Origin of the sequence: Streptomyces sp. NPDC005402 (assembly GCF_040606575.1) — a bacterium.
In the GTDB taxonomy this organism is placed as follows: Bacteria; Actinomycetota; Actinomycetes; order Streptomycetales; family Streptomycetaceae; genus Streptomyces.
Map to the genome: position 1 here is coordinate 1 of NZ_JBEXFB010000028.1, position 12,654 is coordinate 12,654.

Genomic DNA, 12,654 nt, shown 5'->3' on the forward strand with positions numbered 1-12,654 from the left:
TGCGTTTCCGACTCTATCAGACCGTTTCCGGTTCCGATTTCCTCGGTGCTTTCCAGGTTCCCGCTTCCGCGTTTCCCTTTCCGGCGGTTCCGACTCTACCAGATCCTTTCGGGCCTGATTCCCAGTCAGGGGGCTTGTCTTCCCGGCCGTTGGGCCGTTCCGACGTCTCAAACCTTAGCGGACTCTCGCTGCGGCCCCAAATCGAGGAGCCGCACCCAAATCGAATTGAATTCGGGCACACCGAATTCATCCCGGCTGGGAGATCGTTCTGATGGTTTGAGTGGCCGCTTTCGCGGCGAAGGTGCTGCCGCAGAACCGTTACGGCCCCGTGGCAACCCGAAGAACTCTACGGATCCAGCAGGGGGCTGTCAAGCGTCCTCTGTCAAGATCTTTTCAGTCGAGGTCGCTGAGGCGCCCGCCGGCGTCCGGCTGTGCGTGTTCCACCCTACGCAGGAGCCGGGTGAGGACGTCCCCGAGGGTGTTGCGCTCGTCTGCGGACAGGTCCTGGAGCAGGTCCTCCTCGAAGACCGTGGCGAGGCGCATCGCCTCCAGCCACTTCTCGCGGCCTTCGACGGTCAGCTCCACGATCACGCGGACGCGATTGGACTCGTCCCGCTCCCGGGTCACCAGTCCCTCACCGAGCATGCGGTCGATCCGGTGGGTCATCGCGGCCGGCGTGAGGCCGAGCCGCTTGGCGAGGTCACTGGGCCCCATCCGATAGGGGGCACCGGAGAGCACGAGCGCCTTGAGTACCTCCCACTCGGCGCTGCTGATGCCGAGGGCGGCGGTCTGACGGCCGTAGGCGACGTTCATCCGGCGGTTCAGCCGGGAGAGCGCCGAGACGATCTGCTCGACCTGGGGGTCGAGGTCCTGGAACTCGCGCTGGTAGGCAGCGATCTGCTCTTCGAGCGTGGGCTCGGGGATGCCAGGGGTCTCTGCCATGGCCGCAGTATGGCACGCACCTCCTTTGCCTTGAAGTCCTTCAGTATGTACTCTTTAGCTTCGAACTTTAGCTTTGAAGTCTTCACTCCTAACTAGTGAGAGAGGTGAACGTGACCAGGGCGATGGGCGCAGCGATGCGCCGGATCCACGTGGGCAACGCACTCAGTGCGTTCGGGCTCGGTTTCACCGTCCCCTACCTGTACGTCTACGTGGCGCAGGTGCGGGGGCTGGGAGCCACGACGGCGGGGCTGGTCCTCGCCGTCTTCGCCGTGGCGGCGTTGATCGTGCTGCCGTTCGCCGGGCGGGCCATCGTCCGGCGGGGCCCGCTGCCGGTGCTGCTCACCGCCCTGCTCACGGCCGCACTCGGAGCGCTGAGCCTCGGACTGTCGAGCCATGCGCCGACCGTGCTGCTGTCGGCGGCCGCGCTCGGGGCCGGTCAGGCGGTCATGCAGCCGGCGCTGGCCACGATGATCGTGGACTGCTCCACCTCGGAGACGCGGTCCCGGGCCTTCGCCATGCAGTTCTTCCTGCAGAACCTGGGGCTCGGTGTCGGCGGTCTCATCGGCGGGCATCTCGTCGACACGTCGAGCGCGGCGTCCTTCACTCTGCTGTTCGCGATCGAGGCGGCGATGTTCCTGCTGCTGGTGGTCGTGATGGCGACCCTGCGGCTGCCGCACGCGCCGCGCATCGAGGGCGCGCCGACCCGGTCCGGCACGGGCAGCTGGAAGCAGTTGCTCGGCAACCGGGCCATGGTGCAGCTGTGCGTGCTGGGCTTCGTGCTGTTCTTCGCCTGCTACGGACAGTTCGAGTCCGGCCTGAGCGCGTACGGCGTGGAGGCCGCCGGCATCTCCACCTCCGCGCTGGGGACGGCTCTGGCCGCCAACACCGCGATGATCGTCGTCGCGCAGTTCGCCGTGCTGAGGTTCGTCGAGCGGCGGAGGCGGTCCCGGGTGATCGCCCTGGTCGGGCTCATCTGGGCCGTGGCGTGGGTCACCGCCGGTTACGCCGGGCTCGGACACGGCAGCCAGGAGATGGCCACGGCCGCGTTCGTGTCGACGTACGCCCTGTTCGGACTGGGTGAGGCGATGCTGTCGCCGACGGTGGCCCCCCTGGTCGCCGATCTGGCGCCGGAGGGGATGGCGGGCCAGTACAACTCCGCCTTCGCCCTGGTGAAGCAGCTCGCCCTGGCGGTCGGCCCGGCGGTCGGCGGCCCGATGGGAGCCTCGCTGCACACGCCGTACATCGTGACGTTCCTGCTGTTCTCGCTGGGCATCACGTACCTGGCCCTACGGCTGGGCAGGCAGCTGACCCCGGTGCAGAACCAGCCGTCGCTGCGGAAGAGCCGAGTGGTGGCACAGGGTGGGGCATCGGCGAAGTCTCTGGCCGCCTAGCTGCGACTCCTCAGGGGCGCGGGGAGCTGCGCGGCAAGCTTTCATGCACCCGCAGCCGCCCCGCTCCCTCAGGCCGCTACCCCTTGGGCAGCACGAACTCGCACCAGACCGCCTTGCCACCCCCCGGCGTCCTCCGGGCCCCCCAGTTCGACGCGATGGTCGCCACAATCGCGATCCCACGACCGGATTCGTCGCCCGGTTCGGCCCTCCGACGCCGCGGCAGATGGTCATCCCCGTCCGTCACCTCGACAATGAGCCGCCGATCGGTGCGTCGAAGCCGAAGGCGCATGGGCGGGGTGCCGTGCTGCAAGGAGTTCGCCACGAGTTCGCTCACCGCCAGCACGCCCAGGTCGTGCAGCTCGACCGGGAACCGCCAGCTCGTCAGCACGCCGGAGGCGAACGCACGCGCGCGTGGAGCCGCCTCGACGCCGCCCAGCAGTTCCAGCGCGGCGTTGCGGAAGAGATCACTGTCCGGGCCCGTGTGGGCCGGGTGCTGGAGGACCATGACGGCCACGTCGTCGTCGTGCTCGGCGGTGACGCCGGCCGAGCGGACCAGGCGGTCGCAGATCACCTGGGGGGTGCCGGTGGCGCCGGCCAGGGCGCGTTCGAGGGCCGCGATGCCCTCGTCCAGGTCTTCGTTGCGGCGTTCGACCAGGCCGTCCGTGTAGAGGACGGCGGTGGAACCGGGGCCGAGCGGGATGGAGCCCGAGGCGTGCATCCAGCCGCCGGTGCCGAGCGGCGGGCCGGTGGGTTCGTCGGCGCGCAGGACGACGCCGCTCTCGTCGCGGACCAGGATGGGCAGGTGGCCGGCCGAGGCGTAGACCAGCTTGCCCTCGTTCGGGTCGTGGATGGCGTACACGCAGGTGGCGATCTGGTTGGCGTCGATCTCCATGGCGAGGCCGTCCAGGAGCTGGAGGATCTCGTGCGGCGGGAGGTCCAGGCGTGCGTAGGCCCTGACGGCCGTGCGGAGTTGCCCCATGACCGCCGCCGCGCGCACCCCGCGGCCCATGACGTCGCCGATGACCAGGGCCGTGCGCCCGCCGCCGAGGGTGATGACGTCGTACCAGTCGCCGCCGACCGCGGCCTCGGTGCCGCCGGGGTGGTAGGTGGCGGCGACGCGCAGGTCGTCGGGTTCTTCGAGTTCCTGGGGGAGAAGGGAGCGCTGGAGGGTGACGGCGGTCTCGCGCTGGCGGCGCTCGCTGGCTCTGAGGCGTTCGGCGGCCTCGGCGTGGTCGGTGACGTCGGTCGCGAATACGAGGACACCACTGCCACCACCGCCACCACCGCCTCCTTGGGTCACCGGTGTGCAGGTGAAGGTGTAGGAGCGGCCGTCGGGGGCCTTGCGGGACTTGACCGTGCGTGGCTTGCCGCTGCGCAGGACCTGGTCGAGCAGGGGGAGGAGGCCGATCTCGTCGAGCTCCGGGAGGGCTTCACGGGCCGGTCGGCCCGGGGAGCGCAGGCCGAAGGCGACCACATAGGCGTCGTTGACGTAGGCGAGGCGGTGGTCGGGGCCGTGGACGAGGGCGACGAGGGCGGGGACACGGTCGAGGACCTCGCGTACGGGGAGTTCGTCGACGGCGGGGACCGGCACGGTCAGTTGTTCGGCGCGGGCCGCGGGGACGGCACCCTCGCTCAGGCGGTCCTCGGTGACCAGGTCGTCGGTCCGCGCTGCGGCGCGGCGCTGCGTTCCGGGGAGGCGGGCGCTCCAGCGCGTGAAGTTCACGAATCCTTGCCTCGTGTCGTCGTCTTCGGCGTCTTCGGGCCGGCTCCGGGCCCGGCCGGGGGGCTGGGGACGGCAGCCCGGGGGTGCAGCACGGTGGGAAAACCTCTTGGTTCGAGGGGCGGGCGGCTGCCCGTCCGAAGTCGGGCACCAGTCTGGCAGGGTGACCGACCGGGTCGACATCCGTCAGACGCCGGGGCGGTCCGTGGAGTTCCTCGGTCCGGTCAGGACGACCCCTTCGGGTCGTTCGTCGGGTCGTGAGGATGTTTTCCACCGGCCGCGAGTTCGAACTCCGCTCGGGGGTGTTCGAGTGAACCGAGGGAGACGATCTCCCGCTTGAAGAGCCCCGACAGGGTCCATTCGGCCAGGACACGGGCCTTGCGGTTGAAGGTGGGGACCCTGCTGAGGTGGTAGACGCGGTGCATGAACCAGGCAGGGTAGCCCTTCAGCTTGCGTCCGTAGACCTGCGCGACCCCCTTGTGGAGGCCCAGGGAGGCCACCGAACCGACGTACTTGTGGGAGTACGTCTCCAGGGGCTCGCCCCGCAGCGCGTGCGCGATGTTGTCGCCGAGGACCTTCGCCTGACGGACGGCGTGCTGGGCGTTGGGGGCCGTCTCCTTGCCGGGCTCCTCGGCGGTGACGTCGGGGACGGCGGCCGCGTCTCCGGCCGCCCACGCGTGCGTGGTGCCGTCGACGGTGAGCTGGGGGGTGCATTTCAGCCGACCTCGCTCATTGAGCGGGAGGTCGGTGGCGGCGAGGAGCGGGCTGGGTTTCACGCCGGCGGTCCACACGACCGTACGCGTGGGAAAACGGTTGCCGTCGCTGAGGACAGCGACGCGGTCCACGCAGGACTCCAGGCGGGTGTTCAGCCGTACGTCGATGTTGCGGCGGCGTAGTTCGCTGACCGTGTAGCGGCCCATCTCCTCGCCGACCTCGGGCAGGATGCGGTCGGAGGCCTCGACGAGGATCCACTTCATGTCCTCGGGACGGACGTTGTGGTAGTAGCGCGCGGTGTAGCGGGCCATGTCCTCCAGCTCGCCGAGCGCCTCCACGCCCGCGTAGCCGCCGCCGACGAAGACGAAGGTCAGGGCCGCGTCGCGGATCGCGGGGTCGCGGGTGGAGGAGGCGATGTCCATCTGCTCGATGACGTGGTTGCGCAGGCCGATGGCCTCCTCGACCGTCTTGAACCCGATGCCGTGGTCGGCGAGTCCGGGAATCGGCAGGGTGCGCGCGATCGAACCCGGGGCGAGGACGAGTTCGTCGTACGACAGCTGTTCGCCGCCCGTGCGCTCCTCCTCGGTGGCGAGGGTGGTGACGGAGGCCGTGCGCTTGGCGTGGTCGATCGCGGTGACCTCGCCGACGAGGACGCGGCAGCGGTCGAGGACGCGGCGCAGCGGTACGACGACGTGGCGTGGGGAGATCGATCCGGCCGCCGCTTCGGGCAGGAACGGCTGATAGGTCATGTACGGGTCGGGTGTGACGATGGTGATCTCGACCTCGCCCCGGTCGAGTTCCCGTTTCAGCTTCCGCTGCAGACGCAGAGCCGTGTACATCCCGACGTAGCCGCCGCCGACAACCAGAATGCGCGCACGTTCCTTCACCATCCCATGACGCACCCGTCGCTTGAGTTTGTCCACAGCCTCGACAAATTGTGTGACCGGAAGTCGTCGGCGCGCCGGGTTGGCCGAATCGCCGGAGGGCGCGGAAGCTTCGCAGGTCAACGGGTGTGCGCCGGGCGGGCGGAGGGGGTGCAATCGGGGCGTTTGCCACCCGTACTCCGATCGGGGGGCGCTCCGTGCGGAACCTGCCCCTTCTGAATTGACCCCCACTCAACTATGTTCGTGTGTCGACGGGGTGTAGGGGGATGCGCTCCGGGTCCGCGACGGGCGGACTCGCGAAACGGGCTTGTTCCGCACGCTCCGGCTTTCGATGGCGGGGAGAGTCTCCGGGGGGAGACGTCATTACCGGGGGATTATTTATGCACATTCAGGACTCTCATTGGTCTACCGCGTCCGCCATCGCACCCGGTGGCGGGGCGATGGGCGGCGCGATGGGCTCGGCAATGAGCGCGGCGGGCAACGGACGGGACGGATCGCGTTCGGCCCCACTGCGCGTGGACGCACAGCGCAACCTGGAACACGTACTGCGCGCGGCGCGCGAGGTCTTCGGCGAGCTGGGCTACGGCGCGCCGATGGAGGACGTGGCGCGGCGCGCGCGGGTCGGCGTCGGCACGGTGTACCGGCGCTTCCCGAGCAAGGACGTCCTGGTCCGGCGGATAGCCGAGGAGGAGACCTCCCGGCTGACCGACCAGGCGCGGGCGGCGCTCGGTCAGGAGGACGAGCCGTGGTCGGCGCTGTCGCGCTTCCTGCGTACGTCGGTCGCGTCCGGTGCCGGGCGGCTGCTGCCGCCGCAGGTGCTGCGGGTCGGGGTCGCCGACGAGGTGTCCGACGGCTACGACGGGACGCGGGTGCCGCAGCAGCGGACGACCCCGGGCGCCGGTGAGCTGCGGCTGGTGCCGGAGGAGCCTCCGCTGGTCTCCGCGGACGACGACGCCGGGGCGGCTGCGCTGCTGGAGGTCGTGGGCCAGCTCGTGGACCGGGCGCGGGCCGCCGGTGAGCTGCGGACCGACGTGTCGGTGTCGGACGTCCTGCTGGTGATCGCGACCGCGGCGCCCTCACTGCCCGACGCGGCGCAGCAGGCGGCGGCCTCGGCGCGGCTGCTGGACATCCTGCTGGAGGGGTTGCGGTCCCGGCCGGTGTGACTCGAAAGGGTGACAGTGGGGTGCGGGCGGCTGCCGTCCGCACCCCACAACATTCCAGCGTTTTTCGGGCGCCTGAGCCAACTCCTGCACTAGCCACGACAGTTGAGTCTTCCCCATCCGGGTGATGCTCAGTACTGCCGTGCGGGAAGTCCCCACGGACGGGTGGATGCGCCGTACAGCGGGGCGCTGACCAAAAGCCAATATGGCACGCTGACCCGGTGTTCGGGACTGGTTGGGCCGGCGGCGGGGGCATTCCGCGATGAGCGTTGACGGGCGGAACGAACCCCTCGGTGAGGGCGACGAGGAAGCCGGGGGCACCCCCCGAGTGCCGGGCCAGGGCGGTCGCGGGGGCATCCCGCAGGGCGGCATCCCGGCCCAGGGCGGCGAACCCGTCGACGGCAGCGTTCCGGCGCAGCGCGACCGGCGCGAGGACGGCAGCGTCCTGCCGCCGCCCAGGGAGATGTCGCCCTCCGACGCCGACCTGATCGACCGGATGCGCGCCGGCGACGACATGGCCTACGAGGCCCTCTACCGGCGCCACGCGGGAGCGGTGCGCCGCTACGCCCGCACCTGCTGCCGTGACGGCCACACCGCCGACGACCTCACCGCCGAGGTCTTCGCCCGCATGCTCCAGGCGGTGCGCGGCGGCCACGGCCCCGAGCACGCCGTACGCGCCTATCTGCTCACCAGCGTCCGCCGCGTCGCCGCCGGCTGGACGAAGTCGGCGAAGCGGGAGCAGCTCGTCGACGACTTCGCGGTGTTCGCCGCCCAGGCCGCGCGCACCTCCGAGGTCTCCGACGACGACACGTTGGACCTCGGCGCCGACGTACGCGCGATGCACGTGGCCGAGCAGTCGATGGCCATGCAGGCCTTCCGGTCGCTGCCCGAGCGCTGGCAGGCCGTGCTGTGGCACACCGAGGTCGAGGACGAGTCGCCGAGCGAGGTCGCCACCCTCTTCGGGCTCGACGCCAACGGCACGCGCGTGCTGGCCAGCCGCGCCCGTGAGGGCCTCAAGCAGGCCTATCTCCAGGCGCACGTCAGCACGACCCTCGCCACCGACGAGGAGTGCGCCCGCTACGCCGACCGGCTCGGCGCCTACGCCCGCGGCAGCCTGCGCGCCCGTGCCGAACGGGGTCTGCGCAAGCACCTGGAGGAGTGCGCCAAGTGCCGGCTGGCCGCGGGCCAGATCAAGGAAGTCGCCGGGGGCATCCCCGCCGTCGTACCGATCGCGGTCATCGGCTGGTTCGGGGCCGCCGGGTACGCCAAGGCCCTCGGGCTCATCGCGGGCGGCGCCGGGGCGGGAGCGGCCGGTGCCGCGGGCGCGGCCGCCGCGGCGAGCGGGGGCTCCTCGGGCGGGGCGGGCACGGGCGGCGCCGCGGCCTCGGAGGGGCTCGGAGCTCCCGTGAAGGCGGGGATCGCGGCCGGAGTGGTCGCCGTGGCCGCCGCCGCGGTGGCGCTCGCGCTGATCGGCGACGACAGCCCGGCCAGGAAGCCGGACGCCAAACCGCCGGCATCCGCGCCCGTGGTCGAACCGGCCGTCCCCTCACCCGCTCCTTCGCCGAACAAGCCGGAGCCCCCGCTGGTCCCGGTCGCGGCGGCCGCACCCTCCCCGACACCGACACCGACCCCCACGCCCACACCGCCCTCGAGGCCCACCTCGACTCCTACGCCGACCCCCACCCCGAAACCGACACCGCCCACGAAGCCCACGCCTCCGACGCCCACACCGACACCGACTCCCCCGCCACCACCCCCGCCCCCGCCGGCCGTCTTCCAGTGGAGCGAGCTGGCCTACGACGTCTCCGGCGACGGCCGCGAGCCCGAGATGCGGATCGGCGAGAGCAGCTGGGTGTGGCAGCGCTACGGCGTCTCGATCGCCGACCAGGAGTACGCCCACGGCGTGACCGTGCACGGCCGCTCCTCCGTCACGATCGACCTCAACCGCGCCTGCTCCTCCTACGACGCGATGGTCGGCGTCGACGACATGACGCTCGGCCTCGGCAAGGTCTCCTTCTCCGTGTACGCCGACGGGGTCCGACTGTGGAGGTCCGGGCCGGTCAAGGGCGGCGACCCCGCCGTGCCAGTCCATGTGAACCTCGCCGGGCACAGGACCGTACGGCTGGTGGTCGAGCCGCACAGCCACTTCGACGACCTGATGCTCGCGGACTGGGCGGAGTCGAAGTTCAGGTGTTCATGAGGCGCCGCGTCCGCGTCACCGCGTCGAGCTCGGCGAGGGCCTCGGCCGGGGTGAGGGTCGTGCCCCGGGTGTGTTCCGCCGCGTAGCGCACGGCGCCCAGGCCGCTGCGGGCGCGGGCCTGCGCGCGCTCCACCTCCACCCGCTCGGGGTGAGGACGGGGGTCGCCGCCGCGCCACCGCTCGGCGGCGGCGAGCAGCCGGACCGCGCGCGGGAGGTCGCCGAGGTCGCAGAGCAGAACCGCCGCGCCGTCCACGAGCGTCGCCACGACCGTGTCGGAACACCGCTTCTCGATCGCCTCCCGGACGGTGTCCGCCAGCAGGGGCAGGCCGTGCTCCGGGCCCGACTCGGCGGCTGTCACCGTCGAGGCGATCGAGTTCAGCATCACCGCGAACTGGGGTGGCGTGGGTGACTGACCGATCTCTTCGCGGACCATGTCGACCAACTCGCGCGCGCGGGCGAAGTCCTTGTCCTCCAGGGCGATCTGGGCCCGCATCAGCCTGACGAACGCCCGGGTCTCCGGGACGCCGTACCGGTCACCGGCCGCGCTCGCCTCGTCCAGGGTGGTCAGCGCGGTGGAGCGGTCGCCGATGCGATAGGCGACCTCGGCGAGCCGGGCGATGAGGAACGGCGTCTCGGCGTACGCGCCCACCTCGTGGGCGAGGCTCAGTGCCTCCTCGTACTCCTCCTTGGCCTCGGCGGGGCGGCCGCGGGCCATGGCCGCCTCGCCGGCCGCGCTGCTGACCTGGGCGCGGAGCCAGCGGTCGCCGGCGCGGCGGCTGAGGACGCGGAGTTCCTCCAGGTCGTCGTCGACACCGGTCATGCCGCCCGGGGAGTCGACCGCCATGTGGGTGCGCAGCATCAGGGCGACAGCCACGGCCCAGTCGTCGCCGTGGGTCCGGCAGTGGGCGACGGAGGTGTCCATCAGGGGACGGATGTCCACCGAGTCCTTCAGCGTGAGACCGATCACGGGCCAGACGATGCCGGGGAGGCGGGCGGCGTCGGGGCCGCCCTGCGCGAAGTGGTTCCGGACGAGTTCCACATAGCGGCGCAGGCGGGGGTCCAGGTCGCCGTCCATGGGCTCCGTCTCGGCCCTGAGGAAGAGATGGAGCATGCGGAGGTTCATGCGCGGGCGGTGTGCCGGGTGGTCCGTGTCGGTGTGCGCGGCGGTGAGGTAGGCGTCGATCGGGTCCTCGGCCTCGCCGTCGGACGGGGTGTGGTGCCGGTCCGTCATGGCCGCCCTGTCCAGGGCCACCCCGAGGCGCAGGACCCTGTCCACCCAGGTCATGCCCTCACGGCGGTAGTTGCGCAGCCACCAGAACCAGCCCATGCCGAGGGCCAGGGCAGTGGCCTCGGTCTCGTCGTCCGCGATGAGGGTGCGGTCGAAGGCCGCGCGGATGTTGTCCAGCTCGGTCTCCAGGCGGGAGATCCAAGGGAGTTGCCCGGCCGAACGCAGCTGTGGTTCGGCCTCCTCGACGAGCCCGCGCACCCACGCGCGATGCCGGAGCTCGGCGGCGGCGCGCAGCTCGGGGCATTCGGCGGCGCGCTCGACGGCGTACTCGTGGATGGTCTCCAGCATGCGGTAGCGCATGCCGTCGGAGCCGTCCCGCTCGCACGGGGTGGCCACGATCAGGGACTTGTCCACGAGCGCGCCGAGGAGTTCGGCGGCCGGCCCTGTGCACACCGCCTCCGCCGCCTCCAGCTCCCAGCCGCCCGCGAACACGGACACCTCGCGCAGCAGGGTCCGCTCCCGCTCGTCGAGCAGCTCCCAGGACCAGTCGACGACGGCCCGCAGGGTCTGCTGGCGGGGCAGGACGGTCCGGCTTCCGGAGGTCAGGAGGCGGAAGCGGTCGTCGAGGCGGTCGGCGATCTGACGGGGGGTGAGCAGGCGCAGGCGGGCCGCCGCGAGTTCGATGGCGAGGGGCAGCCCGTCGAGGCGCCGGCAGATCTCGGCGACGGCCTCCTTGTCGGCGAGCACGGCGTCCGCGGCGGGGTGGACGGCGGCGGCGCGCTCGGCGAAGAGGCGGTGGGCCTGGTCGGGGAGGAGAGGCTCGACCGGGCGCACGGACTCGCCGGGCACGCCCAGGGGTTCGCGGCTGGTGGCGAGGACGGTGAGCCCCGGGCAGCGGGTGAGGAGGGTCTCCGCGAGGTGGGCCGCCGCCTCGATGACATGTTCGCAGTTGTCAAGGATCAGGAGCTGGCTGCGCGGGGCGCAGTACTCGACGAGCAGGGCGAGCGGGTCGCCCTGCGGGGCCGTCAGCTCGGTGGTCATGAGCACGGTCTCGCGCAGACCGAGCGCGCTGACCACCGCGCCGGGCACCGCCTCCGGCCGGTCGAGCGGGGCGAGCTCGACGAGCCACGCCTGCGGGAGCCCGGCGGCGGCTTCCTCGGCGAGACGGGTCTTTCCGGATCCGCCCGGTCCGGTGAGGGTGACGAGGCGGGCCCTGTGCAATTCGGAACGGATGGCGTCGAGCTCGGGTTCCCGGCCCACGAAAGAGGTAAGGCGCGGACGGATGTTGCCGATACGTTCGGCACGCGGGCGGCCGGGAGGAGCCGTGAGCAGCTCGCAGTGCAGGTTCCGCAACTCCGGGCCCGGGTCGGTGCCGAGACCTTCGGCGAGAGCCCGGCGGGCGGTCTCGTAGGCGGCGAGGGCGTCGGCGCCCCGGCCGCCGTCGCGCAGGGCGCGGATGAGCAGAACGCGCAGCGGCTCGTCGTACGGATGCGCCCCGGTCAGCTCCTTCAGCTCCGGCACGACGGCCTGCGCCCGGCCGAGCAGCAGATCCGCCTCGATCCGGGCCCGGGTGGCCTCCATACGCAGTGCCTCGGGGCGGGTCGCGGCGGTGCGGTCGGGAAGGTCGGCGAGAGCGTCACCGCGCCACAGGGCGAGGGCCGCGGTCAGGTCTCGGGCGGCCGTGAGCGCGTCGCCGTGCGCCAGGGCCGCGGTTCCTCGCCGTACGAGCTGTTCGAAGACATACAGGTCCACGTCCTCCTCGCCGGCGGCCAGCCGGTACCCACCCGGGCCGGACACGATCGCGTCCTTGCCGACGGTACGACGGAGCCGACCGACGAGGGCCTGGAGCGCGGCCGGGGCGTCCTGCGGCGGATCCTCCCCCCAGACCTCGTCGATCAGTGTCTCGGGGCTCGCGGTACGGCCGGGACGGAGGGCGAGGGCGGCGAGCAGGGTACGGAGGCGGGGGCCGCCGAGGGGTATGACGGTGCCGTCCTCGTCCGTTGCCTGGGTGACGCCCAGGATTCTGTACCGCACCGGTTCATTGTCGCCGGGTTCTGGCTCCCGACCGTGTCTTTTCACGGAGCCGGGCCGCCTATGGGGGTGCCGGGTTCGGTTGGGGGCGAGTGCGGGCCGGTGGGGGCTGGCCGCGCAGTTCCCCGCGCCCCTGAGTAGGCACAGTCACCCGCGCCACGACGAACCGTTCACCACCTGACGCGCCATGACGGACCGTTCGCCAGATCGCGCGCCACGATGGGCCGGTAGCCGCGTACGGCGGGAAGGGGACGGGGTGGGGGGTGTCCGCCCGCAGCGGCCGGCGTCCGTCACCGAGCACAGCTCAAGCAACAGCAGCCGCCGGACCGAGGACGGACACCCCCCACCCCGGTCCCGACCCACCCACCGAACCGAACGCGCTGC

Annotated in this window: 7 protein-coding genes; 3 read left to right on the top strand and 4 right to left on the bottom strand. The window is 71.9% G+C overall.

Features of this window, described 5'->3' with window-relative positions; all coding sequences use genetic code 11:
• Positions 1–393 precede the first annotated feature (393 nt).
• On the bottom strand, positions 394–942 hold the full coding sequence (locus ABZT02_RS37995; protein WP_356026153.1) for a MarR family transcriptional regulator: 549 nt from the start codon (positions 940–942) through the stop codon (positions 394–396).
• A gap of 122 nt (positions 943–1,064) precedes the next feature.
• Between ABZT02_RS37995 and ABZT02_RS38000 the strand changes: the two genes are divergently transcribed.
• The gene (locus ABZT02_RS38000) at positions 1,065–2,333 is read left to right on the top strand and encodes an MFS transporter (RefSeq protein ID WP_356026331.1); all 1,269 of its coding nucleotides are present in this window, start codon (positions 1,065–1,067) and stop codon (positions 2,331–2,333) included.
• A 76-nt stretch (positions 2,334–2,409) separates the two neighbouring features.
• Here the strand turns inward: ABZT02_RS38000 and ABZT02_RS38005 are convergent, their stop codons facing one another.
• Positions 2,410–4,056 (bottom strand): SpoIIE family protein phosphatase, encoded by a 1,647-nt coding sequence (locus ABZT02_RS38005; RefSeq protein WP_356026155.1) that lies wholly within the window; start codon positions 4,054–4,056, stop codon positions 2,410–2,412.
• Positions 4,057–4,277: 221 nt separating this feature from the next.
• Positions 4,278–5,657 (bottom strand): NAD(P)/FAD-dependent oxidoreductase, encoded by a 1,380-nt coding sequence (locus ABZT02_RS38010; RefSeq protein ID WP_356026157.1) that lies wholly within the window; start codon positions 5,655–5,657, stop codon positions 4,278–4,280.
• Positions 5,658–6,031: 374 nt separating this feature from the next.
• Between ABZT02_RS38010 and ABZT02_RS38015 the strand changes: the two genes are divergently transcribed.
• Both ABZT02_RS38015 and ABZT02_RS38020 read left to right on the top strand, forming a co-directional pair.
• Positions 6,032–6,814, top strand: coding sequence for a helix-turn-helix domain-containing protein (locus ABZT02_RS38015; protein WP_356026160.1), 783 nt, complete (start codon positions 6,032–6,034; stop codon positions 6,812–6,814).
• Positions 6,815–7,073: 259 nt separating this feature from the next.
• On the top strand, positions 7,074–9,011 hold the full coding sequence (locus ABZT02_RS38020) for a sigma-70 family RNA polymerase sigma factor (RefSeq protein ID WP_356026163.1): 1,938 nt from the start codon (positions 7,074–7,076) through the stop codon (positions 9,009–9,011).
• Here the strand turns inward: ABZT02_RS38020 and ABZT02_RS38025 are convergent.
• Complete coding sequence (locus ABZT02_RS38025) at positions 8,998–12,273, bottom strand: BTAD domain-containing putative transcriptional regulator (protein ID WP_356026165.1); 3,276 nt, start codon at positions 12,271–12,273, stop codon at positions 8,998–9,000. The two genes, ABZT02_RS38020 and ABZT02_RS38025, sit on opposite strands and share 14 nt — an antisense overlap.
• Positions 12,274–12,654 lie beyond the last annotated feature (381 nt).